The sequence below is a fragment of the Pseudomonas sp. SAS7 genome, assembly GCF_052112345.1.
In the GTDB taxonomy this organism is placed as follows: domain Bacteria; phylum Pseudomonadota; class Gammaproteobacteria; order Pseudomonadales; family Pseudomonadaceae; genus Aquipseudomonas; species Aquipseudomonas putida_Q.
The window spans coordinates 62,095-87,598 of sequence record NZ_JBEGGO010000013.1; the positions used below are offsets into that span (position 1 = coordinate 62,095).

Annotated in this window: 26 protein-coding genes, 1 tRNA gene and 1 pseudogene; 22 read left to right on the forward strand and 6 right to left on the reverse strand. The window is 62.2% G+C overall.

Annotation, left to right across the window (positions count from 1 at the left end; translation table 11 throughout):
- Positions 1-27: 27 nt before the first annotated feature.
- Complete coding sequence (locus ABI582_RS20375) at positions 28-621, reverse strand: cold shock domain-containing protein membrane protein (protein ID WP_442120112.1); 594 nt, start codon at positions 619-621, stop codon at positions 28-30.
- Between the two features lie 280 nt (positions 622-901).
- Between ABI582_RS20375 and ABI582_RS20380 the strand changes: the two genes are divergently transcribed.
- The 18 genes from ABI582_RS20380 to ABI582_RS20465 all read left to right on the forward strand — a co-directional run bounded on the left by ABI582_RS20380 (position 902) and on the right by ABI582_RS20465 (position 14,533).
- Positions 902-1,375: a Dps family protein gene (locus ABI582_RS20380; protein WP_003254783.1), complete on the forward strand. Its 474-nt coding sequence runs from the start codon at positions 902-904 to the stop codon at positions 1,373-1,375.
- Positions 1,376-1,516: 141 nt separating this feature from the next.
- Complete coding sequence (locus tag ABI582_RS20385; RefSeq protein WP_338744936.1) at positions 1,517-1,846, forward strand: ribbon-helix-helix domain-containing protein; 330 nt, start codon at positions 1,517-1,519, stop codon at positions 1,844-1,846.
- Between the two features lie 92 nt (positions 1,847-1,938).
- Positions 1,939-2,160, forward strand: a complete 222-nt coding sequence (locus ABI582_RS20390) for an FmdB family zinc ribbon protein (protein WP_338744935.1) — start codon at positions 1,939-1,941, stop codon at positions 2,158-2,160.
- A gap of 93 nt (positions 2,161-2,253) precedes the next feature.
- Positions 2,254-4,029: an aspartate--tRNA ligase gene (aspS, locus tag ABI582_RS20395; protein WP_016498321.1), complete on the forward strand. Its 1,776-nt coding sequence runs from the start codon at positions 2,254-2,256 to the stop codon at positions 4,027-4,029.
- Between the two features lie 114 nt (positions 4,030-4,143).
- Complete coding sequence (locus ABI582_RS20400; protein WP_338744933.1) at positions 4,144-4,890, forward strand: YebC/PmpR family DNA-binding transcriptional regulator; 747 nt, start codon at positions 4,144-4,146, stop codon at positions 4,888-4,890.
- 185 nt (positions 4,891-5,075) lie between these two features.
- On the forward strand, positions 5,076-5,600 hold the full coding sequence (ruvC, locus tag ABI582_RS20405; RefSeq protein WP_016498323.1) for a crossover junction endodeoxyribonuclease RuvC: 525 nt from the start codon (positions 5,076-5,078) through the stop codon (positions 5,598-5,600).
- Between the two features lie 109 nt (positions 5,601-5,709).
- Positions 5,710-6,327 carry a Holliday junction branch migration protein RuvA gene (gene ruvA / locus ABI582_RS20410; RefSeq protein WP_442120113.1) on the forward strand — a complete coding sequence of 206 codons (618 nt, stop codon included), beginning with the start codon at positions 5,710-5,712 and terminating at the stop codon, positions 6,325-6,327.
- Complete coding sequence (gene ruvB / locus ABI582_RS20415; RefSeq protein ID WP_019472555.1) at positions 6,324-7,370, forward strand: Holliday junction branch migration DNA helicase RuvB; 1,047 nt, start codon at positions 6,324-6,326, stop codon at positions 7,368-7,370. The genes ruvA and ruvB overlap by 4 nt, the downstream gene beginning before the upstream one ends.
- A 125-nt stretch (positions 7,371-7,495) precedes the next feature.
- Positions 7,496-7,948: a tol-pal system-associated acyl-CoA thioesterase gene (gene ybgC, locus ABI582_RS20420; RefSeq protein ID WP_016488652.1), complete on the forward strand. Its 453-nt coding sequence runs from the start codon at positions 7,496-7,498 to the stop codon at positions 7,946-7,948.
- Positions 7,949-7,950: 2 nt separating this feature from the next.
- Positions 7,951-8,646: a protein TolQ gene (tolQ, locus tag ABI582_RS20425; protein WP_008090219.1), complete on the forward strand. Its 696-nt coding sequence runs from the start codon at positions 7,951-7,953 to the stop codon at positions 8,644-8,646.
- Between the two features lie 14 nt (positions 8,647-8,660).
- A complete protein-coding gene (gene tolR, locus ABI582_RS20430) occupies positions 8,661-9,113 on the forward strand; it encodes a protein TolR (protein WP_012273765.1) in 453 nt (150 codons plus the stop codon).
- A complete protein-coding gene (gene tolA / locus ABI582_RS20435; protein ID WP_258653732.1) occupies positions 9,113-10,231 on the forward strand; it encodes a cell envelope integrity protein TolA in 1,119 nt (372 codons plus the stop codon). Before tolR ends, tolA begins: the two co-directional genes overlap by 1 nt.
- Before the next feature lie 26 nt (positions 10,232-10,257).
- A complete protein-coding gene (gene tolB, locus ABI582_RS20440) occupies positions 10,258-11,529 on the forward strand; it encodes a Tol-Pal system beta propeller repeat protein TolB (RefSeq protein ID WP_338747529.1) in 1,272 nt (423 codons plus the stop codon).
- 54 nt (positions 11,530-11,583) lie between these two features.
- Positions 11,584-12,084: a peptidoglycan-associated lipoprotein Pal gene (gene pal, locus ABI582_RS20445; protein WP_012273762.1), complete on the forward strand. Its 501-nt coding sequence runs from the start codon at positions 11,584-11,586 to the stop codon at positions 12,082-12,084.
- 6 nt (positions 12,085-12,090) lie between these two features.
- Entirely contained in the window at positions 12,091-12,897 is an 807-nt protein-coding gene (gene ybgF / locus ABI582_RS20450; protein WP_016498328.1) for a tol-pal system protein YbgF, read from the forward strand.
- A gap of 160 nt (positions 12,898-13,057) precedes the next feature.
- Positions 13,058-13,705 (forward strand): 7-carboxy-7-deazaguanine synthase QueE, encoded by a 648-nt coding sequence (gene queE, locus ABI582_RS20455; protein ID WP_442120114.1) that lies wholly within the window; start codon positions 13,058-13,060, stop codon positions 13,703-13,705.
- Positions 13,706-13,722: 17 nt separating this feature from the next.
- Positions 13,723-14,397 (forward strand): 7-cyano-7-deazaguanine synthase QueC, encoded by a 675-nt coding sequence (gene queC / locus ABI582_RS20460; protein WP_442120115.1) that lies wholly within the window; start codon positions 13,723-13,725, stop codon positions 14,395-14,397.
- Between the two features lie 60 nt (positions 14,398-14,457).
- A tRNA-Lys gene (locus ABI582_RS20465) sits at positions 14,458-14,533 on the forward strand.
- An 84-nt stretch (positions 14,534-14,617) separates the two neighbouring features.
- Here the strand turns inward: ABI582_RS20465 and ABI582_RS20470 are convergent.
- The 4 genes and pseudogenes from ABI582_RS20470 to ABI582_RS20485 all read right to left on the reverse strand — a co-directional run bounded on the left by ABI582_RS20470 (position 14,618) and on the right by ABI582_RS20485 (position 19,208).
- On the reverse strand, positions 14,618-15,577 hold the full coding sequence (locus ABI582_RS20470; protein ID WP_442120116.1) for a cation diffusion facilitator family transporter: 960 nt from the start codon (positions 15,575-15,577) through the stop codon (positions 14,618-14,620).
- A 145-nt stretch (positions 15,578-15,722) separates the two neighbouring features.
- Positions 15,723-16,478: a methyl-accepting chemotaxis protein gene (locus ABI582_RS20475; RefSeq protein WP_442120164.1), complete on the reverse strand. Its 756-nt coding sequence runs from the start codon at positions 16,476-16,478 to the stop codon at positions 15,723-15,725.
- Between the two features lie 102 nt (positions 16,479-16,580).
- Positions 16,581-17,789, reverse strand: a pseudogene (locus ABI582_RS20480) (PDC sensor domain-containing protein); the annotation flags it as partial.
- Positions 17,790-17,855: 66 nt separating this feature from the next.
- Positions 17,856-19,208 (reverse strand): APC family permease, encoded by a 1,353-nt coding sequence (locus tag ABI582_RS20485; protein WP_442120117.1) that lies wholly within the window; start codon positions 19,206-19,208, stop codon positions 17,856-17,858.
- Between the two features lie 435 nt (positions 19,209-19,643).
- Between ABI582_RS20485 and ABI582_RS20490 the strand changes: the two genes are divergently transcribed.
- Together ABI582_RS20490 and nadA are read left to right on the forward strand one after the other, a co-directional pair.
- Positions 19,644-21,152, forward strand: coding sequence for a YdgA family protein (locus ABI582_RS20490; protein ID WP_442120118.1), 1,509 nt, complete (start codon positions 19,644-19,646; stop codon positions 21,150-21,152).
- Between the two features lie 235 nt (positions 21,153-21,387).
- A complete protein-coding gene (gene nadA / locus ABI582_RS20495) occupies positions 21,388-22,446 on the forward strand; it encodes a quinolinate synthase NadA (RefSeq protein ID WP_012273754.1) in 1,059 nt (352 codons plus the stop codon).
- Positions 22,447-22,562: 116 nt separating this feature from the next.
- On the opposite strand, the gene ABI582_RS20500 is transcribed toward nadA, so the two are convergent.
- Complete coding sequence (locus ABI582_RS20500) at positions 22,563-23,999, reverse strand: M48 family metalloprotease (protein WP_442120119.1); 1,437 nt, start codon at positions 23,997-23,999, stop codon at positions 22,563-22,565.
- Between the two features lie 122 nt (positions 24,000-24,121).
- Here ABI582_RS20500 and ABI582_RS20505 point away from each other — a divergent pair, with 122 nt between their 5' ends.
- A complete protein-coding gene (locus ABI582_RS20505) occupies positions 24,122-24,361 on the forward strand; it encodes a sulfurtransferase TusA family protein (RefSeq protein WP_016498337.1) in 240 nt (79 codons plus the stop codon).
- 20 nt (positions 24,362-24,381) lie between these two features.
- A complete protein-coding gene (locus tag ABI582_RS20510) occupies positions 24,382-25,452 on the forward strand; it encodes an AI-2E family transporter (RefSeq protein WP_442120120.1) in 1,071 nt (356 codons plus the stop codon).
- The last annotated feature ends 52 nt before the right edge of the window (positions 25,453-25,504 follow it).

Below are 25,504 nucleotides of genomic sequence, written 5' to 3' on the forward strand. Positions count from 1 at the left end.
CCCACAAGCAGCGTTACTGCAAGAAAATCAGCGGCGGTTAACTGCCACCACATCCTCGGCCTGCAGGCCCTTATCGCGGTGCATCACCGAAAACTCCACGCGCTGGCCTTCGACTAGAATGCGGTGGCCTTCGCCGCGAATGGCGCGAAAGTGCACGAAGATGTCATCACCCGAATCGCGGGAGATGAAACCAAAGCCTTTCGAGGTGTTGAACCACTTCACGGTGCCGGTATCACGGCTGCCGGCATCCTGGGCGGTATGCTGGCTGCTGCGTGCCTTGCGCGGGCTGCGGGCAAAGCCCACCGCCAGGTGCAGGGCAACGGCCAAGGCCGCGCACACCAGCGCGGCAAGGTTGCCCATTTCCGGGCGGGCCAGCAGCGTCAGGGTCTGCAGCACCACTGCCACCACCAGCAAGGCGCAGGCAAGGTGCTGCAACTGCTGGCGTGCGCCGCGGTAGTACAACGGCACGACCGGGGCCAGGACCAGGTTGAGCAGGCCGAGCAGGGCAAGGTAGACCGCGTCGGGTTGTAGCAGGAAGGGTGTTGCATCGGTTTTCAGGCTGGGTATGAGCGATAGCAGCAAGGCTGCCACGCCCGTCACCAGATGGACGATCTTGAACATGGGGTTGGCTCACAGTTGATAAGGCCGATCACAGGAAGAGCTGGCAGCACGGTGCGCATGAGGTGTAAAGCGCGAACACGTGACAGGCCAGCCTATGCACCCGGCAATAACAGTCCGCACGGGTGGCACGGTGCCTATTTAACAGCAAAGCCGAAGGCTACTCAAACCGCAGGCCCCGGTGGGCGATGTGTTGCGCCATGTCACAGGCGGGGTGGGGCAAGTGTTGCTACAGTGGTCGGCGTCCGCTTGAGTCTCAAGCCTTATGAAAAGGGGAACTTCAATGGCAATTGATATCGGTATCAGTGAAGAAGATCGCAAGTCCATCGTCGATGGGCTGTCCCGCCTGTTGTCGGATACCTACGTGCTGTATCTGAAAACTCATAATTTTCACTGGAACGTCACCGGTCCGTCGTTCCGCACCCTGCACCTGATGTTCGAAGAGCAGTACAACGAACTGGCACTGGCAGTCGATTCGATTGCCGAGCGCATCCGTGCCCTAGGCTTTCCTGCGCCGGGGTCTTATGCATTCTATGCACGGCACTCCTCTATCAAGGAGGAGGAAGGCGTACCCCCGGCGGACGAGATGATCCGCCAGCTGGTCCAGGGTCAGGAGGCCGTGGTGCGTACTGCACGCAGCATTTTCCCGGTAGTGGACAAGGTCAGTGACGAGCCGACTGCCGACTTGCTGACCCAGCGCATGCAGGTTCACGAGAAAACCGCGTGGATGCTGAGGGTATTGCTCGACGGCAAGTAATCAACAAGCGGTGCGTCCCCGGCAGGTGCAGCACAAGGCTGCGCCTGTCGGTAACTGTGCGGGAAGACTTTGCCGCTGCTCTAAACCTGCTGCCCAGCGCTTCATTGGTCACCTGTTACCGGTGACGAGGAAGTAGGGCGCATGATGCAAGCGAGCAAGCGTGTGGCTGGTCAGGGGAGCTGGCCAGGAAAACAGTGCATTGATCCGTTCAAGGCAGATTTCGATATGTTGCAGACGCAGCCGGTGTCACGTTCGGTGCGGCTCAACGGTTTTTCCACCTGTCTGCGTCTGGAGGCCGTCTACTGGGGCATCCTGGAACGCATCGCCGCCGCCAACCGCTGCTCGGTCAGCGCGGTGTTGTCCTACGTGGACCGCGAGGTGCACCTGCGCCAGGGCGGGGTGCGTAACTTCAGCGGGCTGATCAGGGTAATCTGCGTCGCCTGGCTGCAGGACCCGCCAAGTGCGCGCTGATCGCCTGGCGGGCTGCGCAGTGCTTGCTAACCATATATAATCCCGCTTTTTGCTGCCCCGGCAGCCAGCGTTATGGTTGACGAGAGACACCCATGCCCCTTTATGACTATCTATGTGCGTCCTGCGAGCATCGCATGGAAGTGCTGCAGAAGATCAGCGCCGCGCCGCTGACAGATTGCCCGGCCTGCCAGGCACCGGCGCTGAAGAAGCTGCTGTCGGTGCCAGGCTTCCGCCTGAGCGGTAATGGTTGGTACGAAACCGACTTCAAGACCGGGGCGAAAAAGAATCTTGCAGGCGGCGACAAGGCCGACTGAGTTGAATGCTGTGACCGGGTCTTGCAGTATTAGCCCTCCGGGCGGCCAAGGCCTCCACCGAATACACGAATCACGAGAAGCGAAACCACCATCATGATGCGCAGCCATTATTGCGGCCAACTGAACGAGAGCCTGGACGGCCAGGAAGTCACCCTTTGCGGCTGGGTCCATCGTCGCCGCGACCACGGCGGGGTGATCTTCCTCGACATCCGTGACCGCGAAGGCATGGCCCAGGTCGTGTTCGACCCGGATCGCGCCGAAACCTTCGCCGCCGCCGACCGCGTGCGCAGCGAATACGTCGTGCAAGTCACCGGCAAGGTGCGCAAGCGCCCTGACGGCGCGGTGAATGCCAACATGGCCTCCGGTGCCATCGAGATCCTTGGCTACCAGCTGACCGTGCTCAACGAAGCAGAAACCCCGCCGTTCCCGCTGAACGAATACTCCGACGTCGGCGAGGAAACCCGCCTGCGTTACCGCTTCATCGATCTGCGTCGCCCGGAAATGGCCGAGAAGCTGCGTCTGCGTTCGCGCATCACCACCAGCATCCGTCGCTTCCTCGATGAAAACGGCTTCCTCGACGTCGAAACGCCGATCCTGACCCGTGCCACCCCGGAAGGCGCGCGTGACTACCTGGTGCCAAGCCGTACCCACGCCGGTAGCTTCTTCGCCCTGCCGCAGTCGCCCCAGCTGTTCAAGCAGCTGCTGATGGTCGCCGGCTTCGACCGCTACTACCAGATCGCCAAGTGCTTCCGTGACGAAGACCTGCGTGCTGACCGTCAGCCGGAGTTCACCCAGATCGACATCGAGACCAGCTTCCTCGATGAATCCGAGATCATGGGCCTGACCGAGAGCATGATCCGCAAGCTGTTCAAGGAAGTGCTGGACCTGGAATTCGGCGAATTCCCGCACATGACCTTCGAAGAAGCCATGCGCCGCTACGGCTCCGACAAGCCAGACCTGCGTAACCCGCTGGAACTGGTCGACGTTGCCGACCAGCTGAAGGATGTCGACTTCAAGGTATTCGCAGGCCCGGCCAACGATCCGAAGTGCCGCGTTACCGCCCTGCGCGTGCCTGGCGCCGCCAGCATGCCGCGCAGCAAGATCGACGAGTACACCAAGTTCGTTGGCATCTACGGTGCCAAGGGCCTGGCGTACATCAAGGTCAACGAGCGCGCCAAGGGCGTCGAAGGCCTGCAGTCGCCGATCGTCAAGAACATCCCTGAAGCCAACCTCAACGTGATCCTCGATCGCGTTGGCGCGGTCGATGGCGACATCGTTTTCTTCGGTGCCGACAAGTTCAAGATCGTCAGCGAGGCTCTGGGCGCACTGCGCATCAAGGTCGGCAACGACTTCAACCTGCACACCTGCGAGTGGGCACCGATGTGGGTCGTCGACTTCCCGATGTTCGAAGAGAACGAAGACGGCAGCTTCACCGCGCTGCACCACCCGTTCACCGCGCCGAAGTGCTCGCCGGAAGAGCTTGAGGCCAACCCGGCCACAGCCCTGTCCCGTGCCTACGACATGGTCCTGAACGGTACTGAACTGGGTGGCGGTTCGATCCGTATCCACCGCAAAGAGATGCAACAGGCTGTGTTCCGCCTGCTGGGCATCGAAGCGGCGGAACAGGAAGAGAAGTTCGGCTTCCTGCTCGACGCCCTGAAGTTCGGTGCGCCGCCGCACGGTGGCCTGGCCTTTGGTCTGGACCGCTTGGTCATGCTGATGACCGGCGCCCAGTCGATCCGTGAAGTGATCGCCTTCCCGAAAACCCAGAGCGCCGCGTGCGTCATGACTCAGGCCCCTGGCCTGGTCGACGCCAAGGCCCTGCGCGAGCTGCACATCCGACTGCGCGAACAGACCAAGGTCGAGTAAGCGGTCCCCGGGCGCATCCACATGGATGCGCCTTTGCGTTTCGGCGCAGGTATTTTCCCGTCCCGCCCCGTACAGGGGCGGGGCTGTTTGTGATTCAAAGGATTCGGAGTCGTTATGGCTGGTCATTCCAAGTGGGCGAACATCAAGCACCGCAAAGAGCGCCAGGATGCCAAGAGAGGCAAGGTCTTCACCAAGTGGATCCGCGAGCTGACGGTCGCTGCCAAGCAGGGCGGCCCTGACCCGGCATCCAACCCGCGCCTGCGTCTGGCGCTGGACAAGGCCTTGGGCGCCAACATGAGCCGCGACATCATCGATCGCGCCGTGGCCCGTGGTGCTGGCACCAATGAAAGCGACAACGTCGAAGAGCTCAGCTACGAAGGTTACGGTCCGGGTGGCGTGGCGATCATGGTCGAGACCATGACCGACAACCGCAACCGCACCGCCGCCGCCGTGCGGCATGCCTTCACCAAGTGTGGCGGCAACCTGGGTACCGACGGCTCGGTGGCCTACCTGTTCGAGCGCAAGGGGCAGATCAGTTTTGCCCCGGGCGTGGATGAAGACGCGCTGATGGAAGCGGCGATGGAAGCCGATGCTGACGACGTGGTGGCCAACGATGACGGCTCGTTCGACGTGTTTACCTCGTTCAACAGCTTCTATGCCGTGCGTAACGCCCTGGAAGAGGCTGGTTTCAAGGCCGATGACGCGGAAATCGTCATGCAGCCGACCACCAGTGCCGAGCTCGACCAGGACGGTGCTGAAAAGGTGCTCAAGCTGATCGACATGCTCGAAGACCTGGATGACGTGCAGAACGTCTACTCCAACGCCCAGATTTCCGACGAGATCATGGAAAACCTCGGCTAAGGTGACCTGGCGATCCACGCCGGCTCTTTGAGTTTTTCAGTGCCTGTACCGGCCCTTTCGCGGGTGAACCCGCTCCCACAGGTACTGCACCGCATTCGAACGCGGTGCAGTACCTGTGGGAGCGGGTTCACCCGCGAAAGGGCCGGTACAGTTTGCAAAGACGCATCATTTTTACGACAGGCACTATGACGCTTATTCTTGGTATCGACCCCGGTTCGCGCATCACCGGCTACGGCGTAGTACGCCAGACCGCCCGTGGTTGCGAGTACGTGGCGTCGGGCTGTATCCGCACCGGCAGCGGCGAGCTGCACGAGCGGCTGCAGATCGTTTTTCGTGGTGTCAGTGAAATCATCGCCCAACACGAACCGGTGACCATGGGCATCGAGCGCGTGTTCATGGCGCGCAACGCCGACTCGGCGCTGAAGCTCGGCCAGGCCCGCGGCGCGGCTATCGTCGCTGCCGCCGAAGCCGGCCTTGAAATCGCCGAATACAGCGCCACACAGGTCAAGCAAGCGGTGGCCGGCACCGGTGGGGCGAACAAGGAGCAGGTGATGATGATGGTCATGCACCTGCTGAAACTGACGCAAAAGCCGCAGATCGACGCCTCCGACGCCCTGGCCATCGCCCTGTGCCACGCTCATACCCGTTCCAGCCTGGTGCCGCATGGCCTGGCCACGGCGCGGCGACGTGGCGGACGCTTGCGTCTGTAGGCGCTTCATGCGCTGATACATATTTTGTGCGGGTGATGCGTTCACCCGTTGCATTTGCTGATAGGGTTGAGCGGTCTTTGACCGGCTCCCCGAGAGGAAGGATCGGAACGTGATTGGACGTTTGCGCGGCACCCTGGCGGAGAAACAGCCGCCGCACCTGATTATCGACATCAACGGCGTGGGTTACGAACTGGAAGTTCCCATGACCACCCTGTACCGTCTGCCCAAGGTGGGCGAACCCGTCACCGTGCACACCCATCTGGTGGTGCGTGAAGACGCCCATTTGCTCTATGGGTTTGCCGAAAAGCGCGAGCGCGAGCTGTTCCGCGAGCTCATCCGGCTCAACGGCGTGGGGCCGAAGCTGGCACTGGCACTGATGTCCGGCCTGGAAGTCGACGAGCTGGTGCGTTGCGTGCAGGCCCAGGATACGTCGGCCCTGGTGCGCGTGCCCGGTGTCGGCAAAAAAACCGCCGAACGCCTGCTGGTAGAGCTCAAGGACCGTTTCAAGGCCTGGGAAACCTCCCCGGCCATGTTTACCCTGGTGTCCGATGGCCCGTTGCCGGTCGCCAGCGAATCCAGCGCCGAGGCTGATGCCGTCAGCGCCCTGGTCTCGCTGGGCTACAAGCCGCAGGAAGCGAGCAAGGCGATCGCCGCGATCAAGGACAAGGCCGGCCTGAGCAGTGAAGAGCTGATCCGCCGCAGCCTGAAAGGGATGATTACCAAGTGATCGAAGCCGACCGCCTGATCGCCGCAAGTGGCCGCGACCGCGAAGAGGTCCAGGACCGTGCGATTCGCCCGCTGAGCCTTGACGATTACATCGGCCAGCCGGTGGTGCGCGAGCAGATGGCGCTGTTCATCCAGGCTGCCCGGGGCCGCAGCGAGTCGCTCGACCACACCCTGATCTTTGGCCCGCCCGGGCTGGGCAAGACCACCCTGGCCAATATCATTGCCCATGAGATGGGCGTGTCGGTAAAAAGTACCTCCGGGCCGATCCTCGAGCGCCCCGGCGACCTGGCAGCCATGCTGACCAACCTCGAGCCGCACGACGTGCTGTTCATCGACGAGATCCATCGCCTGTCACCAGTCGTCGAAGAGGTGCTGTACCCGGCCATGGAGGACTTCCAGCTCGATATCATGATCGGCGAAGGTCCGGCGGCCCGCTCGATCAAGCTCGACCTGCCACCGTTCACGTTGGTAGGGGCTACTACCCGTGCCGGCATGCTCACCAACCCGTTGCGTGACCGCTTCGGTATCGTTCAGCGCCTGGAGTTCTACAGCGACAAGGACCTGGCCACCATCGTCAGCCGTTCTGCCAACATCCTTGGCCTGGTTATCGAAGACCAGGGCGCCTACGAGATTGCTCGGCGTGCCCGGGGCACGCCGCGTATTGCCAACCGCCTGCTGCGCCGCGTACGCGACTACGCCGAGGTGCGTGGCAAGGGCCAGATCACCAAGGCCGTGGCCGACATGGCGCTGAACCTGCTGGACGTCGATGAGCGTGGTTTCGACCATTCCGACCGCCGCTTGCTGCTGACCATGATCGAGAAGTTCGATGGCGGCCCGGTGGGCGTCGACAACCTGGCTGCGGCCATCAGCGAAGAGCGCCATACCATCGAAGACGTGCTGGAGCCTTACCTGATCCAGCAGGGCTACATCATGCGCACGCCGCGCGGTCGCGTGGTCACCCGGCATGCCTACCTGCACTTTGGCCTGAATATTCCCGGGCGGTTGGGGGAGGGCGCTGATTTTTCCGAGCCAGGCGATGAATGACAGATCAAAAGCGACTTTTCGTGGTCCTACCGCTGGCATGCCCAAGGTGCGCTGGCAATAAGACATTAATGAAGAAAAAACAGTTGCCGCAGCGGATTGGCAAGCTGAGGAGTAAGCACTAGAGTATGCGCGCGCAAAATCAGCTCGAACCGTTCGCACACCGTTGTCGCGTCTATTACGAAGATACCGATGCGGGCGGCGTGGTGTATTACGTCAACTACCTGAAATTCATGGAGCGCGCGCGCACCGAGCGCCTGCGGCACCTGGGTTTTTCCCAGTCGCAGCTGGCCGAAGACAACCTGCTGTTCGTGGTCCATTCCAGCGAAGCGCGCTATCACGCGCCGGCGCGGCTGGACGACGAATTGCGGGTGACCGCGCACGTACTTGAACTCAATCGCGCCAGCCTGCGTTTTGTACAGCAGGTCTGGCGGGAAAAGGATGAAACGCTGCTTTGCGAAGGGCAGTTCCTGGTGGCCGCCGTGCGCGCCGACACTTTCAAACCCCGAGCCATACCCCCCCAGCTGCGCGACGCCTTTGCGGCGGACGGCTCGGGTAATCAATCGAATGCAGGAGAATAAGCGTGGAAGCTAACGTCGTCGACCATACCTCCATGTGGAGTCTGGTCAGCAATGCCAGCGTGGTGGTACAGCTGGTAATGCTGATCCTGGTGGCCGCCTCGGTCACTTCATGGATCATGATCTTCCAGCGCAGCACCATGCTGCGCGCCGGTCGTCGTGCGCTGGATGCCTTCGAGGAGCGCTTCTGGTCGGGCATCGACCTGTCCAAGTTGTACCGCCAGGCAGGCAGCAACCCAGACCCGGATTCTGGCGTGGAGCAGGTGTTCCGTGCCGGCTTCAAGGAGTTCTCGCGCCTGCGTCAGCAGCCGGGCGTTGACCCGGACGCCGTCATGGAAGGCGTTGGCCGTGCCATGCGCGTCGCCATCTCGCGCGAGGAAGAAAAACTCGAGCAGAGCCTGCCGTTCCTGGCCACCGTCGGCTCCACCAGCCCGTACATCGGCCTGTTCGGTACCGTGTGGGGGATCATGAACTCCTTCCGCGGCCTGGCCAGCGCCCAACAGGCCACCCTGGCAACCGTTGCCCCGGGTATCGCCGAAGCGCTGATCGCCACCGCCATCGGCCTGTTCGCAGCAATCCCGGCGGTAATCGCCTACAACCGTTTCGCCGCGCGCAGCGAAGTGCTGATCGGTCGTTACTACACCTTCGCCGACGAGTTCCAGGCGATCCTGCACCGCAAAGTGCACACCAGCGAAGAGTAATCAGGTAGAAGCCCATGGCCCGAGTTCGCCACAAACGCAAGCCCGTCGCCGAGATGAACGTGGTGCCCTACATCGACGTGATGCTGGTGCTGCTGGTCATCTTCATGGTGACGGCGCCCATGCTCAACCAGGGCGTGAAAGTCGACCTGCCCAAGGTTTCCAGTGAAGCCTTGCCGCAGGACAACAACGTCCAGATCCTCACCATCTCCATCAAGGCCGACAAGACCTACTACTGGAACCTTGGCAGCGAAGTCGATACCGACAAGCAGATGGACAAGGCCATGACCTTGCCCGACATGACCAATGCAGTGACCAAGATCATTGCTGCCGGCCGTGACCAGGGCAAGCAGACCCAGGTGTTCATTCGTGGCGACAAGGCTGTCGACTATGGCGCGGTCATGGGTGCCATGGGCGGGTTGCAGAAGGCCGGTGTCGGTAACGTTGGCCTGATTACCGAGGCGCCCTGATGCAACAGCGAGAGCCATCCGCCTCGGAAAGCTACTTCTGGCCCAGCGTCTGGGCCATCGGCCTGCATGTGCTGGTGTTCGCCATGCTGTTCGTCAGTTTTGCCATGACGCCTGAACTGCCGCCTTCCAAGCCGATCGTTCAGGCTACCCTGTACCAGCTCAAGTCCAAGAGCCAGGCGACCACCCAGACCAATCAGAAGATTGCCGGGGAAGCGAAGAAAACCGCTTCGCGCCAGACCGAGGTCGAGCAGCTGGAGCAGAAGAAGGTCGAGCAGGAGGCCGTGAAGGCCGCGGAACAAAAGAAGGCCGACGCCGCTCAAAAGGCCGAGGAGGCTCGCGAAGCCGCCGAGGCGAAAAAAGCCGAGGACGCTGCCAAGGCTGCCGAAGCCGCCAAGGCTAGCGAGGCCAAGAAAGCCGCAGAAGCCAAGAAGGCCGATGAGGCGAAGAAGGCCGCCGAGAAGCAGCAGGCCGACATCGCCAAGAAGAAGGCCGAGGACGAAGCCAAGAAAAAAGCCGAAGAAGAGGCCAAGAAAGAGGCCGCTGAAGAGGCGAAGAAACAAGCCGCCGAGGACGCCAAGAAAAAGGCAGCCGAAGAGGCCAAGAAGAAAGCAGCCGAGGACGCCAAGAAGAAAGCGGCGGCCGAGGACGCGAAGAAGAAGGCAGCTGAAGAGGCCAAGAAAAAGGCCGCTGCAGACGCCCAGAAGAAAAAGGCACAGGAAGCGGCCCGCAAGGCGGCAGAAGACAAGAAAGCCCAGGCCTTGGCCGAGCTGTTGTCCGACACCACCGAGCGGCAGCAGGCGCTGGCTGACGAGCAGGGTGACCAGGTGGCCGGCGACTTCGACGACCTGATCCGTATGCGCGCGGCCGAGGGCTGGGCGCGTCCGCCTTCCGCGCGCAAGGGCATGACGGTGGTCCTGCAGATCAACATGTTGCCGGACGGTACCATCACCAGTGTCAGCGTGGCCCGTTCCAGTGGTGACGGCCCGTATGACAGTTCGGCGGTGGCTGCGGTGAAGAACATTGGTCGTTTGACCGAGATGCAGGGTATGAAGCCGAGCGATTTCAACCAATATCGTTCGTTCAAGATGACATTTACACCTGAGGATCTAGCGTTGTGATTAAACGTCTGAGAGGACTGCTGGTCATGCTCTGCTGCGTGGCAGGCATGGCGGTGGCAGAGGAAAAAAACATCCTGGTCACCAGCGGCAGCGACCGGGCAACGCCCATCGCGGTAGTGCCGTTCGGTGTGCAAGGCGGTAGCGTGCTGCCCGAAGACATTGCCGACATCATCGGCAACGACCTGCGCAACTCTGGCTACTACTCGCCGATTCCGCGGCAGAACATGATCAGCCAGCCGTCGCAGGCCAGCGAAGTGATCTTCCGTGACTGGAAAGCGCTGGGTGCCCAGTACGTGATGGTCGGCAGCATCGTGCCATCGGGCGGTCGCCTGCAGGTGCAGTACGCCCTGTTCAACGTCGCCACCGAGCAGCAAGTGCTGACCGGCAGCGTTGCGGGCAGCACCGACCAGTTGCGTGACATGGCGCACTACATCGCCGACCAGTCGTTCGAGAAGCTCACCGGCATCAAGGGTGCGTTCTCTACCCGTATGCTGTACGTGACGGCCGAGCGTTTCTCCACCAACAACACCCGCTACACCCTGCAGCGTTCGGACTACGACGGTGCACGTGCGGTCACCCTGCTGCAATCGCGTGAGCCGATCCTGTCGCCACGCTTTGCGCCGGATGGCAAGCGTATCGCCTATGTGTCGTTCGAGCAGAGACGCCCGCGCATCTTCATCCAGAACATCGATACCGGCCGCCGCGAGCAGGTGACCAACTTCGAAGGCCTGAACGGTGCGCCAGCCTGGTCGCCGGATGGTTCGCGCCTGGCATTCGTGCTGTCCAAGGACGGCAACCCGGACATCTATGTGATGAACGTGGCGTCGCGCCAGATCAGCCGAGTTACCGCGGGCCCAGGTATCAATACCGAGCCGTTCTGGGGTAAAGATGGCAATACCCTTTACTTCACCTCCGACCGTGGCGGCAAGCCGCAGATCTACAAACAGTCGGTCAGCGGTGGTGGTGCCGAGCGCGTAACCTTCGTCGGCAACTACAACGCCAACCCGAAACTGTCGGCTGACGAAAAGACCCTGGTGATGATCCATCGCCAACAAGGCTTTACCAACTTCAAAGTGGCGGCACAGGACTTGCAACGCGGAAGTGTAAAGATTCTCTCGGAAACAAGTCTTGATGAGTCTCCCACTGTTGCGCCAAACGGCACCATGCTAATCTACGCCACCCGCCAGCAGGGCCGGGGAGTCTTGATGCTCGTGTCGCTTAATGGCCGCGTGAGGCTCCCACTTCCTACCGCTCAAGGCGAAGTCAGAGAACCGTCCTGGTCCCCTTACCTGAACTGATTGCGGCGTAATACGTTTTGCTTAACACACTGGGGTTTCATTAGGAGTTTCACGATGGAAATGCTGAAGTTTGGTAAATTCGCTGCGCTGGCTCTGGCCATGGCCGTAGCTGTAGGTTGCTCCTCGAAGGGCGGTGACAACGCAGGCGAAGGCGCTGCTGTAGATCCGAACGCTGGCTACGGTGCCAACACTGGCGCTGTTGACGGTTCCCTGAGCGAAGAAGCCGCCCTGCGCGCAATCACCACCTTCTACTTCGAATACGACAGCTCGGACCTGAAGCCAGAAGCCATGCGCGCTCTGGACGTTCACGCCAAGGACCTGAAGTCCAACGGCAACCGCGTTGTCCTGGAAGGCAACACCGACGAGCGCGGCACCCGCGAGTACAACATGGCTCTGGGTGAGCGTCGTGCCAAGGCCGTTCAGCGTTACCTGGTTCTGCAGGGCGTTTCCCCTGCTCAGCTGGAACTGGTCTCCTACGGTGAAGAGCGTCCTGTTGCCACTGGCAACGACGAGCAATCCTGGGCTCAGAACCGTCGCGTAGAACTGCGTAAGTAAGTTCTTATGCGTATGTGCCGCCGTGTAGTAACCGTCCTCGCACTCAGCCTGCCGCTCGCGGCCTGGGCTGAGGTCCCTGTAGTAGATGACAACGCAGGCAGCTATCCGCCTGTGGGTTATGGCACGAGCGGCGCCTATGCCGGGTCAGGGGCTTCGGCCCCTGCCTCTGCACAAGGCCAGCTGTTCATGCAGCTGCAACAGATGCAGGACCAGCTTTCCCGCCAGCAAGGTATCATCGAAGAGCTGCAGAACGATGTGTCGCGCATGAAGCAGGAAAACCTGGAGCGATACCAGGACCTGGACCGTCGCATCAACAGTGGCGCTGCACCTGCCGCGACCCCTGACAATTCCTCCGGTGGTGGTGCTTCAAATGCCGCCCCCGATGCAGCAGCTGGTGCTGCTGCGCAACAACCGGCCGCCAGTAGCGAGCCCGGCGATCCAGCGAAAGAAAAGCTTTACTACGATGCTGCTTTCGACCTGATCAAACAGAAAGACTTTGACAAGGCCAGCCAGGCGTTCAATGCCTTCCTGCGCAAGTACCCCAATAGCCAGTACGCGGGCAATGCCCAGTACTGGCTGGGTGAAGTGAACCTGGCCAAAGGCGATCTGCCGGGTGCCAGTCAGGCCTTCGCCCAGGTCAGCCAGAAGTATCCCAAGCACAGCAAAGTGCCGGATTCGCTCTACAAACTGGCCGACGTCGAGCGCCGCATGGGCCATACCGACAAGGTCAAGGGCATCCTGCAGCAGGTCATCACCCAGTACCCCGGCACCTCTGCCGCGCAACTGGCTCAGCGCGACCTGCAAAAGCTCTAAGCGTTACCGTTCAAAAGAAACCCGCGCCAGTCGCGGGTTTTTTCGTTAGAATCACTGCCCTTTTTTCGTAAACACGCTGTTGCGGATAACGCCATGTCGAGTCCGCGACAGTGCCTGACGGAGGCGGACAGCCTGTTTAGCTGTCACGCCCGTGGCGAGCATGCAAGACACATTACGCATCACAGAAGTCTTTTACTCTTTGCAGGGTGAAACGCGAACGGCTGGCCTGCCCACCGTATTCGTGCGCCTCACCGGCTGCCCCCTGCGCTGCCAGTACTGCGACAGTGCCTATGCCTTCACTGGCGGCACTGTTCGTACTCTGGATTCAATCCTTGAGCAGGTTGCCGGCTTCAAGCCTCGCTACGTCTGTGTCACCGGTGGCGAGCCGCTGGCTCAGCCCAACGCCTTGCCGTTGCTGCAGCGCCTGTGTGATGCCGGTTACGAGGTGTCGCTGGAGACCAGTGGCGCGCTGGATATCGCGGGCACCGATACCCGCGTCAGCCGCGTTGTCGACCTGAAGACCCCGGGTTCCGAAGAATCGCACCGTAACCGCTACGAGAACATCGAGCAGCTGACCCGCAACGACCAGGTCAAGTTTGTCATCTGTTCCCGTGAGGACTATGACTGGGCGGTTTCCAAGCTGATCCAGTACAACCTGGCTGAGCGTGCCGGTGAGGTGTTGTTCTCGCCAAGCCACCACCAGGTGAGCGCAAGCGACCTGGCCGACTGGATCGTTGCCGACAACCTGCCTGTACGTTTCCAGCTGCAGTTGCACAAGCTGCTGTGGAACGACGAACCCGGACGTTGATAGAGAGTAAAAAGCACATGACTGAGAAACGCGCGGTAATCCTGCTGTCTGGCGGCCTCGATTCGGCCACCGTTGTAGCCATGGCCAAGGCCGAGGGCTACAGCTGCTACACCATGAGCTTCGACTATGGCCAGCGCCACCGCGCCGAGCTGAATGCTGCTGCCCGCGTCGCCCGCGACCTGGGTGTAGTCGAGCACAAGGTGATCGGCCTGAACCTCGATGGTATCGGTGGTTCGGCGTTGACCGACAGCAGCATCGACGTGCCGGAAGCCCCTAGCGAAGGCATCCCGGTCACCTACGTGCCGGCGCGTAATACCGTGTTCCTGTCGCTGGCCCTGGGGTGGGCAGAAGTGCTGGAGGCGCGTGACATCTTCATCGGCGTCAATGCCGTGGATTACTCCGGTTACCCCGATTGCCGCCCCGAGTTCGTCGAAGCCTTCGAGCGCATGGCCAACCTGGCGACCAAGGCCGGTGTAGAAGGGCAGGGCTTCCGTATTCAGGCTCCGCTGCAGAACCTGAGCAAGGCGCAGATCGTGCAGGCCGGTATGGCCCGTAGCGTGGATTACAGCCTGACCGTTTCCTGCTACCAGGCCGACGATGAGGGCCGCGCCTGTGGCAAATGCGACAGCTGCCGCCTGCGCGCCGACGGCTTCAAGGCGGCCGGTGTAGCAGACCCGACCCGGTATGCTTGAAAAAACCTTGAGGGGGTATTGATTTCTCGTTAGAAATCAGTATTATACGCGCCATCAATCGGGTCGTTAGCTCAGTTGGTAGAGCAGTTGGCTTTTAACCAATTGGTCGTAGGTTCGAATCCTACACGACCCACCATATGCATTACGTAAAAGCCCGCTACCAGAAATGGTCGCGGGCTTTTACGTTTTCGGCATCTTGGGGCCGCAAAGCGCCCCCAGCTTACTCAGCCCACTCCGGGTCGCCGGTGAACACCACCGTCAGCCAGCGGTCCGGCCCTTCGCCGCCTACTGCATCACCAATCTCGTTGCGCCACGTATCCCATTCATCGATGGTCTTCGCAGCCATGGTCTTTGGCACGATGAAATACAGTTCTATCTCCCGTGAGCGCCCGACCTTGGCGACATAGGCGCGGTACGACTGCAGCCCGTTGCGGGCGACGAAGGCCTTGGCCACTTCATCGACGTGCAGCTTGAGGTCGCCGGGGGTAACCAGGAAGATCTCAGATAGCGCCTGGCGCACCACCGACAGCGGCAGCGGAATGATCACCAGGCACACCAGCGCCAGTACCGCCGGGTCGATGTACGGCGACACCCACTCCAGCGACGTGCCCTGCACCGCGTAACCAAAGCAGAAGGCGATCAGCAGCGCGGCAGTGATGCTGGCCGACATCACCCAGCCCTTGACGTCCATGCGCACGAAGTCTGACTTCAGCTTGCGGTTGGCGCGGGCTTCGACGACGGCGATGGTGACGCATGTGATAACGGTCAGTACCGCATAGACCATGGCAATGCCGAACTCCAGGTGGCGGCCGCCTTCCAGCAGGCTGCTGACGGCGTTGATCAGCGCGTAGATGGCCACACCGCTTAGCAGGATGCCGTTGAGTGCCAGCACCATCGGTTCCAGGTGCCAGAAGCCCATGGTGAAGCGCTCGCGCAGCTTGCGCGACATCTGCACGCTGGTGGTGTGCGAGGTGATCAGCTTGACCACCACAAGCGACAGGCCGCTCATGCTGGCGTCGACCAGCGAGTACACGCCGTCGAAAACGATGGAGAACGAGCCGGAAGCCAGGCCAAAGGCGATGCCGATGGTGGCGATGAACAGGGTCACGGCAATCGAGGTGCGTAATAGGCCCTGTTCGCTGGTGATGTCGAAGAAGGTGGATCTGGTTGCGGTTTGCATGACGTGTGCTCAGTAAAAACGATAATGCTGTGGTGTCTGCAAGGGCTTCTTCGCGGGCACGTCCGCTCCCACAGAGTCTGCGTCGGCCTGGAGGGCGACGGCGCACCTGTGGGGGCGGGCGTGCCCGCGCAAGGGCCCTTGCAGGTTAGACGCGAAATTGCTCCATGAGCGCCTGTTGCTGGTTGGCCAGCCGGTTCAGTGCCTGGCTGATGCGCGCCGATTCGTCGGCCTGGCCAGCCAGTGATTCTGTCACATCCCGGATGCCGGCCACGTTGCGGTTCACTTCCTCGGCCACTGCGCTCTGTTCTTCGGCCGCCGAGGCAATCTGCAGGTTCATGTCGCTGATCACCGTCACCGCCTCGCCAATGCGCTGCAGCGCAGGCAGCGCCTGTTCCATGCGCTGCGCGCTGGCCTGGGCCTGGCGCTGGCCTTCGTGCATGGCGCCCACGACATCCTGGGTACCTTGTTGCAGGCCTTCGATGACCTGGCGAATTTCCTCCACCGACACTTGCGTGCGCTGGGCCAGGCCGCGCACCTCATCGGCGACCACGGCAAAACCACGCCCGGCTTCGCCAGCGCGGGCGGCTTCGATGGCAGCATTGAGTGCCAGCAGGTTGGTCTGCTCGGCGATGGTGCGAATCACCTCCAGCACCGAGCCGATCTGGCCGCTGCGGCCTTCCAGTGCTCGCGCCTCATCCATGGCCGTGTTCATGCCGGCAGCCAGGCTATCAATGCCCTGGCGGGTGCTGTCGATCAGTTGCAGGCCTTCGCGGCTGGCCTGGTCGGCGGCACGTGCGGCCTGGGCGGCCTGTGATGCGTTGTGGGCGACATCCAGGGCCGTGGCGCTCATCTCGTTGGCCGCCGTAGCCACTTGCTCGATTTCGCGGTGCTGCTGCTGCATGCCGTTGCTGGTCTGGCTGGCGATGGCGGCCGACTGGTCGGCGGTACTGCGGGCCTCCTGCAGCGAGCCTTTGACTTGGGCGATGACGGGTTGCAGCTTGTCGAGGAAGCGGTTGAACCAGTGGGTGAGCTGGCCCAGTTCGTCCTGGCGGGCGTAATCCAGGCGGCGGGTGAGGTCGCCTTCGCCGCTGGCGATGTCTTGCAGGCGTGCGGCCACGGCCAGGATTGGCCGGGTAACGCCGCGTGCGGTCAGCCACACCAGCAGCAAACCTGCGATGGCGGCGCCAAGGCCGATCAGCAGGCTGGTGAGGTTGGCATTCTGGTTATGGGCGTCCAGGCGCTGGTTGAGTGCCACGGCGGGTGCCTGCAGCACGCTTTCCGGCAGTTCCAGCAACACCTGCCAAGGGGCTGCGTCAGGGATCGGGGCGAAGGGGTGGGCCACGCGCAGCAGGCCGTCGGCCACCGTATTGTCCATGGGCTTGCCGAGCGCGCTGGCATCGCGGCTGTTGCCTGCCAGCAGGCAGGCTGCGCTGGCGATGCTGACATGGCCCTGGCCATCAAACAGCTCGCGGCGGCCGTCCAGGCTCAGCTGCTGCAGGTTGGCCAGACCGATGTCCAGGCCGACCACGCCGACCACCTTGCCCTGCTCAAGCAGCGGCAGGGCAATGCTGGTCATCAGCACCTGGCGGCCATTGACCTCGTCCAGGTACGGTTCGAGCATGCAGGCACGGGCGGTGTCCTGCGGGCAGGTCAGCCAGCGGTTTTTCGCGGCGCCGTTGCTGCCGATGCTGGCATCGCCGAGCATCGCTTCCGGCATGGCTTCAAGCTCCAGGGTGCCGGGGCGCGGCTGCGACCAGTACAACGAGAAACGCCCGCTTTCGTTGCTGCCCACGGCGTCCTGGCCGAGGTACTGGCTGTCCTGCTGGTCCAGCGCATTGGGCTGGAACACCAGGTACAGGCCGATCACATCCGGGTTGCCGGCCAGGCTGGCACGGGCCTGGCGTGTCAGCTCGGCGCGCAGGTCACTGCCGCCTCGGGCCTTGAGCACCTGCACCATGCGGGCAAAGCCATTGCCGTACTGGTAGGCGTCCATGAAGTAGCGCTGCACCCGCAGGGCCTGGGTTTCGGCATGGGCCTGCAGGCGCTGGCGCGCGCTGCTGTCGAGCATGGCGGTGTTGGCCTGGTTGACCAGGGCGGCGCTACGCTGCGCCTGGGTCAGTGAGGTGGCCACCAGCAGGGCGACGATGGCCAGCAGGCACAGGCCGGCGAGCAGGGTGATCTTCCACTGGATGGTGAGGCGACGCAGCGGCATGAGGGCTTTCCTTTTCGATCAAGTACAACGCCCGCGGTCAGGCGCGGGCGTTGTTGGCAGCATGGGTCATTCGGGGACGTAGTTGGGTGGTGCCGAGCGGAAGGCTTTGGTCAGCCAGCCCAGGTAGATCAACCCGACCGCGGCCCAGATGCCGCCGAACATCAGCGAATGCGCGTTCAGGTCCAGCCACAGCGAGACGATGATGCAGAAGCCTATGGTTGGCAGCACCAGGTACTTCAACTGGTTGGCCAGGCCCCGACGGTTGCCTTCGCGCAGGTAGCAGTGGTTGATCACTGACAGGTTGACGAAGCTGAATGCCACCAGCGCACCGAAGTTGATGATCGAAGTGGCAGTGACCAGGTCGAAGAAGATCGCCGACAGCGCAACCAGCCCCACCACCGCAATGTTCAGTACCGGCGTCTTGTAGCGCGAGTGCAGGCGGGCAAAGAGGCTGGCCGGGATCACGTTGTCGCGGCCCATCACGTACAGCAGGCGCGACACGCTGGTTTGCGAGGCCAGGCCGGACGCAATGGTGTTGATCACGGTGCAGGCGATGAAAATCGACTGGAACAGCTTGCCGCCAACGTACAGGGCGATTTCCGGCAGGGCTGCTTCCTGGTCGTGGAAGCGCGCCATGGTCGGGAAGTAGGCCTGGATGAAATACGACACGGTGATGAACACCACGCCACCGATCAGCGCAGTGAGGAAGATCGCCCGCGGGATGGTCTTGGCCGGGTCGCGGGTTTCTTCGGACAGGCAGGTGACCGCGTCGAAGCCCAGGAACGAGAAGCACAGGATGGTCGCACCGGCGGCCAGCGCGCTGAGGTGGGTCTGGTTGTCGGCGAACGGCAGCAGGCTCCAGGTGGTGCCCAGCCCTTCACCCTGGCCCAAGCCGCGCACGCACAGGTAGATGAACACGGCGATGATCGTCACCTGCACGCCCACGAACAGCAGGTTGAAGTGCGCCACCAGGTTCACGCTGCGCATGTTGATCAGGCTGATCAGGGTGACGAAGCCGACTACCCATAGCCACTCCGGTACTTCGGGGAACATGGCCGAGAGGTACAGCTTGGCCAGTAGTGCGTTGACCATCGGCAGCAGCAGGTAGTCCAGCAGCGACGACCAGCCGACCAGGAAGCCCACATGCGGGTTGATCGCGCGTTGGGTGTAGGTGTACGCCGAGCCCGACTGCGGGAAGCGCTTTACCAGAGTGCCGTAGCTCACGGCGGTGAACAGGATGCCCGCCAGCGCCAGGATGTAGGCGCTGGGCACATGGCCGGCGGTGATCCCGCTGACGATGCCGAAGGTGTCGAACACGGTCATCGGGGTCAGGTAGGCCAGGCCGATGATGATCACGTGCCAGAGGCGCAGGGTTTTGCGGAGTTGGCCGTTGCCGGAAGCGCTGTGATCAGGCTGCATGCTGGCATGGCTCCTGGGCGTAAACGGCGGGCACGATGTATTGCGCATGCGGCAAGGGCGAGCGGGTGGGCTCCATGTTGTTCACCTTTTTTGTAGGAGCGGCGGAAGGCGCGGGGGGGAGACGCGCTAAGTGGTGAAAATAAAAAACGATGGGTAGGTTAGTGTCAAGTTAAACATGACAAGATGTTACCAAATTGAAATATTTATCGATTTATAGGGGCTTTTGTTCGGTTTTTGCGCGGTTTTTTGCGGTTTTGATCAATTGGAATGTTCGTAAAAATTAACGAGTGATGCTCCTTTTGAGGGGGGCAGACTCCTCTGAAAAATGTGTTTTCTCTTTTCGGACCGGTCATCGTGTTCTGTCGCAGTGCTACTCTTCGCCTCCTGCGTGGCCTTTGTCGCCCAAGAAGCCCTTACGGACAATCGGTTCTATTCATGAAGAAATCAGTTGGCATCCTTTCCGGCCTGGCGATTGCCATTGCCGTCGCATCCACCGCTGGCGCCTGGTACACCGGCAAGCAGTTGCCTGCCGAGCTGGACAACGCCCTTGTCCGCAGCAATGCCGAGCTCAAGAAGGCCCTGGTGACCACCGGCGGCAGCATGAGCATCGAGCGGGTGTCGCTGGAGCAGCATTTCTTCAGCAGTACCGCCCATTACCGGCTCAAGGCCCGCGATATCAATGTGGGTGATGGCGAGGTAGTGAGTTTCGACGTGGGCGTGACCGACCAGATCGAGCACGGCCCGTTTCCCTGGTCGCGGGTCAAGGCGTTGAAGCTGATGCCGGTGATGGCGGTCAGCAACAGCACCTTGCAAAAGGACGATGCCACCGCAGCGTGGTTCGCCGCTGCAGGCGAGCAGGCCCCGGTCAGCGCACAGACCAGCCTGGGTTACGGCGGCAGTGTGGCCAGCCAGGTCCGGCTGGCGCCGGTCAAGCTCGACGAGGCTGACGGCAACAGCCTCGACTTCTCGGGTATGCAGCTGGAAGTCAGTGGCGACAAGGAGGGCAAGGCGTCGAAGTTCCACGGCCAGGCCGACCGTTTCGTGATGAAACTTGTGCGCGATGACCAGCCGCCTGCCACGTTCGAACTCAAAGGCCTGAAGGTGGGCGGCAACCTTCAGGCCACCGCGCACGACGCCATCTATGTGGGCAATGTTGACCTCGCGCTGGCCGAAACCAAGGTCACCCTGGGGCCGAAGCAGCAGGTGCTGCTGATCAACGGCCTGCAGCAGAATGTGCTGCAAACCCTCGATGGCCCGGATACCGTGGCCGGTCGCGTGGAGTACAAGGTCGGCGACATCACCTGGGATGGCCGTGCGGTGGGCAAGGCGCAGATGGTGGCGAGTGTCTCCTCGGTCAACGCACCGGCATTGCAGGCGTTGTCGAAGTGGTACCAGGCGCACCTGCCGGAGTTCGAGGCCGCTTCTGCAGCCGGCCAGCCTGTGCCGCAAATCCGCATGGACGACGCAGAGAAGGCCCGGTTCCAGGGCGACCTGCGCCAGTTGCTGGCCGCCAAGCCCAAGGTGGCGATAGAAAACCTGTCGTTCAAGACCGCCAATGGCGAGAGCCGTTTCAACCTGTCGATGGACTTCGCCGCCCCGGCCAGCTTCGACCTGCCGCCGGACCAGTTGAGCAAGCAGCTGATCAGCGAGGTGAAGAGCAAGCTGTCGCTGTCCAAGCCGATGATGGGTGACCTAGCGACCTTGCAGGCGCTGCTGGATGGCCAGACCGATGCCCAGGCGATTGCGATGCAGTCGAGCCAGGCGGGGGAGATGGTCGGCATGATGGCGCTGCAGAGTGGCTTGGCCACCGTGGAAGGCAATGATGTGGTGAGCAGCCTGCACTATGCCGATGGCATGGTTGATTTCAACGGCAAGAAGATGACCGTGGAAGAGTTCGCCATGCTCATGGCTGCGCACCTGGCAGCGCTGTCGCCACAGGGTTGACTGATTGAACCTGTGCTGGCCTTTTCGCGGGCATGCCCGCGAAAAGGCCAGCACAGGCAACACAAAAACCACTTTAGTAATCGCTGGTTTGTCTGTAGCCTTCGGCCTCCGATAATAATCCGCGCCCGCAGAGGGCCGTGGCGGCCTGCGTACCGTCCGGCACCCTTAGCCGATCTGCCAGGGCCGGGTGATACACTCGATTTGACGCGCACGCGCGCCTGCAGGTCCAGCGATCATGACCCAGATTTCCGAACGCCTGTTGGTTCAGGCTCACCTCGACGCCAAGCAGCCCAACCCGCTGACAGCCGAGCAGGAGGCCGAATACCGTGCGGCCATCGCTGCCGAGCTCAAGGCCCAGAATGCCGTGCTGGTTGCCCACTATTACTGCGACCCGGTCATCCAGGCCCTGGCTGAAGAAACCGGCGGCTGCGTGTCCGACTCGCTGGAAATGGCCCGCTTCGGCAAGAATCACCCGGCCGAAACGGTGATCGTGGCCGGTGTGCGCTTCATGGGCGAGACCGCGAAAATTCTCACCCCGGAAAAGCGCGTGCTGATGCCCACCCTGGAGGCCACCTGCTCGCTCGACCTGGGCTGCCCGGTAGAAGAGTTCTCAGCCTTCTGCGACCAGCACCCTGAACGCACCGTGGTGGTTTACGCCAACACTTCCGCTGCCGTGAAAGCACGTGCCGACTGGGTAGTGACTTCAAGCTGCGCACTGGAAATCGTCGAAAGCCTGATGGACAACGGCGAAACCATCATCTGGGGCCCGGACCAGCACTTGGGCCGTTACATCCAGAAGCAAACTGGTGCCGACATGCTGCTGTGGGACGGTGCCTGCATCGTTCACGAAGAGTTCAAGTCGCGCCAGCTGGCCGACATGAAAGCGTTGTACCCGGACGCAGCCATCCTGGTGCACCCCGAGTCGCCGGAAGCGGTGATCGAGCTGGCCGACGCGGTGGGTTCCACCAGCCAGCTGATCAAGGCGGCGCAGACCCTGCCGAACAAGACCTTCATCGTCGCCACCGACCGCGGCATCTTCTACAAGATGCAGCAGCTGTGCCCGGACAAGGAATTCGTCGAAGCCCCCACCGCCGGCAACGGCGCGGCATGCCGCAGCTGTGCACATTGCCCGTGGATGGCGATGAACACCCTGGAGCGGGTGCTGGATTGCCTGCGCAAAGGGGGCGATGAGATTTTCGTTGACCCGGCGCTGGTGCCCAAGGCGATCAAACCGCTTAACCGCATGCTGGACTTCACCCAGGCGGCGCGCCTGAAGCTTTCCGGTAACGCCTGAAAATGCTGGGGCCGCTCTGCGGCCCATTCGCAGCACAAGGCTGCTCCTACAGGGGAATGCGGTCTCTGTAGGAGCAGCCTTGTGCTGCGAATGGGGCGCAAAGCGCCCCCAGGTTCTCAGCGCCCCATCATATCCCGAACCATACGCTGCTGCTCCAGGATCTCGCGCTGGCGCTGGTCGATCTGCGACGCCAGCGGGAAGTTGCCGCCCGCCCGGCGCTTGGCGTAATCCAGCTGCTGGATCGCCTGGTCAAAGTCCCCCACCAACGTGAAGTACTCGGCACGCGCCCGGTGCAAGCCGATGGTATTGCCCGACAAACCCCGCACTTCGGCCATGTCGTACCACACGTCCGGGTCATCCGGCCGGCTCTTGATCAGCTCGTTCAACACCTTTTCCGCCTCGGCAGGCTTGTTCTGCTTCACCAGCAGATCGGCACGCACCTGTTTCAGCGGGTAGTTGCCTGGGTATAGCCCCTGCATCCGCTCGGCCCGCTGCTGCGCGTCGGCCAGGCGATTGTTGGTGATGTCGAGGTCGATCTGCGCCAGGTTGTAAGTGATGTCGCTCGGCGCCTTGGCCAGCAGCGGCTTGAGCATTTCGCGCGCTTCGTTCAGCTGGCCACCCTTGATTTGCGCCAGCGCCAGGCCGTAACGCGCGGCGTCCAGCTTGGGGTCTTCGTCCAGCTGGGCACGGAAGCGTTTGGCGGCGAGCCCCGGGGTGCCTTCATAGGTCAGTGCCACCCGGGCGCGGATCAGCTGGTAGCGCATGCTGTCTTCCACGCCACCCTTGGGCGCCTGCTCGGCACGGTTGCGGGTATCGGCGATACGTGACTGGGTCACCGGGTGGGTCAGCAAAAATTCTGGCGGCTTGGCGTCATAGCGGTACTGCCGCGCCAGGCGCTCGAACATGGACGGCATGTTGCGTGGGTCATAGCCGGCTTTTTCCAGGTTCTGGATGCCGATGCGGTCGGCTTCCTGTTCGTTCTGCCGCGAGAAGCGCCGCTGCTCCTGGATCGCCGCCGCCTGGGTGCCGGCAATCATGCCGATACCCGCATCGCCAGCGCCACCTGCCGCCAAAACGATACCGGCCAGCAGTGCGGCCATCATCGGCAGCTGCATGCGCTGCTGCGCCTCGACGCCACGGGCGAAGTGGCGCTGTGACAAGTGCGCCAGTTCGTGGGCCAGCACCGAGGCGTACTCGCCCTCGGTCTGTGCGTTGAGGAATAGCCCACCGTTGACCCCGACGATGCCACCCGGTGCGGCAAAGGCGTTGAGCTCGCGGCTGTCGATAAGGATGAATTCCAGGCGCCGGTCCTGCAGTTGGCTGGTTTCGGCCAGCTTGTATACGCTGGTTTCGACGTAGTCCTTGAGCTGCGGGTCGTTCAACTGGTTGACCTGGCCGCGCAGCAGGCTTAGCCAGGCACGGCCCAGTTGGTGCTCCTGTTGCGGCGAGACGATCGCAGAGCTGGCGTCACCCAGTGATGGCAGGTCGTCAGCATGGCCGGGAAGGGCCATCAGGCAGGCCAGCGTCAGCAGGGTAGGGCGCAGTAGATTCATGCATGAAGCTCGCGTCGGTCAAAGATACCTACTGTAGCGGGCTCACACGTTGGCGACCAGTGGCGCTATCCTAGCCGACCCTGTGAAGCAGCAACCCGGCAATGCCTTTGGAGAGCCCCGCGATGAGTGACACCCTGACCTGCGACGCCGAACTGGACGCCAGCGGGCTGAATTGCCCTTTGCCGCTGCTCAAGGCCAAGATGGAGCTCAATCGCCTGGCCAGCGGCGCCGTGCTGAAGGTGATCGCCACCGACGCAGGTTCCCAGCGCGACTTCCGCACTTTCGCCAAGCTGGCCGGTCATACCCTGCTGCAGGAAACGGCTGAGGCCGGCACCTACACCTACTGGCTGCGCAAGGCCTGAGTCTTTTCCAAGGATCGTCAATGTTCAAAGTGCTTCGCGACTGGATGCACCGCTACTTCTCCGATGAAGAAGCGGTGGTGCTGGCGGTCCTGCTGTTCCTGGCTTTTACCGCTGTGCTCACCCTGGGCGGCATGCTGGCGCCGGTGCTGGCGGGCATGGTGCTGGCGTTCCTGATGCAGGGGCTGGTCAATGCCCTGGAGCGGCTGCGGGTACCGACCCGGCTGGCAGTGATGCTGGTCTTTGCCCTGTTCATGGGTGCGCTGGCGGTGTTCATGCTGGTGCTGGTGCCGCTGCTGTGGCACCAGCTGATTACCCTGTTCAACGAGCTGCCGGGCATGCTCGGCAAGTGGCAGTCGTTGCTGTTGCTGTTGCCCGAGCGCTACCCGCACCTGGTGTCGGACGAGCAGGTGCTGCATGCCATCGAGTCGGTGCGCGGGGAAATCGGCAAGTTCGGCCAGTGGGCGTTGACCTTTTCGCTGTCGAGCCTGCCGTTGCTGGTCAATGCCATGATCTACCTGGTGCTGGTGCCGATTCTGGTGTTCTTCTTCCTCAAGGACCGCGAACTGATCGGCCGTTGGGTCAGTGGCTACCTGCCCACCCAGCGCGTCTTGCTGAACCGGGTGGGCAGCGAGATGAACCGGCAGATTGCCAACTACATTCGCGGCAAGGGCATCGAAATCCTGATTTGCGGCATTGCCACCTACATCGCCTTCATCAGCCTGGGGCTCAACTACGCCGCGCTGCTGGCGCTGCTGGTGGGGCTGTCGGTGGTGGTGCCGTATGTGGGCGCGGTGGTGGTGACGGTACCGGTGACGCTGATTGCGCTGTTCCAGTGGGGCTGGGGCGACCAGTTCATCTACCTGATGACGGTGTACGCGATCATCCAGGCGCTGGACGGCAACGTGCTGGTACCGCTGCTGTTCTCCGAGGCCGTGAGCCTGCACCCGGTGGCGATCATTTGCGCGGTATTGCTGTTTGGCGGGTTGTGGGGGTTCTGGGGGATCTTCTTCGCCATCCCGCTGGCGACGCTGATCAAGGCCGTGCTGGATGCCTGGCCGCGGCAGGAGCCTAGCGTTTCGCCGTTGCTTTGATGCAACTGGGGCCGCTTTGCGGCCCATTCGCAGCACAAGGCTGCTCCTACAA

What these genes read in the sequence shown, in the direction of transcription:
- ABI582_RS20375 (WP_442120112.1), bottom strand. Translation starts at nt 621, where the DNA reads ATGTTCAAGATCGTCCATCTGGTGACGGGCGTGGCAGCCTTGCTGCTA.
- ABI582_RS20380 (WP_003254783.1), top strand. Translation starts at nt 902, where the DNA reads ATGGCAATTGATATCGGTATCAGTGAAGAAGATCGCAAGTCCATCGTC.
- ABI582_RS20385 (WP_338744936.1), top strand. Translation starts at nt 1,517, where the DNA reads ATGATGCAAGCGAGCAAGCGTGTGGCTGGTCAGGGGAGCTGGCCAGGA.
- ABI582_RS20390 (WP_338744935.1), top strand. Translation starts at nt 1,939, where the DNA reads ATGCCCCTTTATGACTATCTATGTGCGTCCTGCGAGCATCGCATGGAA.
- aspS (WP_016498321.1), top strand. Translation starts at nt 2,254, where the DNA reads ATGATGCGCAGCCATTATTGCGGCCAACTGAACGAGAGCCTGGACGGC.
- ABI582_RS20400 (WP_338744933.1), top strand. Translation starts at nt 4,144, where the DNA reads ATGGCTGGTCATTCCAAGTGGGCGAACATCAAGCACCGCAAAGAGCGC.
- ruvC (WP_016498323.1), top strand. Translation starts at nt 5,076, where the DNA reads ATGACGCTTATTCTTGGTATCGACCCCGGTTCGCGCATCACCGGCTAC.
- ybgC (WP_016488652.1), top strand. Translation starts at nt 7,496, where the DNA reads ATGCGCGCGCAAAATCAGCTCGAACCGTTCGCACACCGTTGTCGCGTC.
- tolR (WP_012273765.1), top strand. Translation starts at nt 8,661, where the DNA reads ATGGCCCGAGTTCGCCACAAACGCAAGCCCGTCGCCGAGATGAACGTG.
- tolA (WP_258653732.1), top strand. Translation starts at nt 9,113, where the DNA reads ATGCAACAGCGAGAGCCATCCGCCTCGGAAAGCTACTTCTGGCCCAGC.
- tolB (WP_338747529.1), top strand. Translation starts at nt 10,258, where the DNA reads ATGCTCTGCTGCGTGGCAGGCATGGCGGTGGCAGAGGAAAAAAACATC.
- pal (WP_012273762.1), top strand. Translation starts at nt 11,584, where the DNA reads ATGGAAATGCTGAAGTTTGGTAAATTCGCTGCGCTGGCTCTGGCCATG.
- ybgF (WP_016498328.1), top strand. Translation starts at nt 12,091, where the DNA reads ATGCGTATGTGCCGCCGTGTAGTAACCGTCCTCGCACTCAGCCTGCCG.
- queE (WP_442120114.1), top strand. Translation starts at nt 13,058, where the DNA reads ATGCAAGACACATTACGCATCACAGAAGTCTTTTACTCTTTGCAGGGT.
- queC (WP_442120115.1), top strand. Translation starts at nt 13,723, where the DNA reads ATGACTGAGAAACGCGCGGTAATCCTGCTGTCTGGCGGCCTCGATTCG.
- ABI582_RS20470 (WP_442120116.1), bottom strand. Translation starts at nt 15,577, where the DNA reads ATGCAAACCGCAACCAGATCCACCTTCTTCGACATCACCAGCGAACAG.
- ABI582_RS20475 (WP_442120164.1), bottom strand. Translation starts at nt 16,478, where the DNA reads ATGCAGCAGCAGCACCGCGAAATCGAGCAAGTGGCTACGGCGGCCAAC.
- ABI582_RS20485 (WP_442120117.1), bottom strand. Translation starts at nt 19,208, where the DNA reads ATGCAGCCTGATCACAGCGCTTCCGGCAACGGCCAACTCCGCAAAACC.
- ABI582_RS20490 (WP_442120118.1), top strand. Translation starts at nt 19,644, where the DNA reads ATGAAGAAATCAGTTGGCATCCTTTCCGGCCTGGCGATTGCCATTGCC.
- nadA (WP_012273754.1), top strand. Translation starts at nt 21,388, where the DNA reads ATGACCCAGATTTCCGAACGCCTGTTGGTTCAGGCTCACCTCGACGCC.
- ABI582_RS20500 (WP_442120119.1), bottom strand. Translation starts at nt 23,999, where the DNA reads ATGAATCTACTGCGCCCTACCCTGCTGACGCTGGCCTGCCTGATGGCC.
- ABI582_RS20505 (WP_016498337.1), top strand. Translation starts at nt 24,122, where the DNA reads ATGAGTGACACCCTGACCTGCGACGCCGAACTGGACGCCAGCGGGCTG.
- ABI582_RS20510 (WP_442120120.1), top strand. Translation starts at nt 24,382, where the DNA reads ATGTTCAAAGTGCTTCGCGACTGGATGCACCGCTACTTCTCCGATGAA.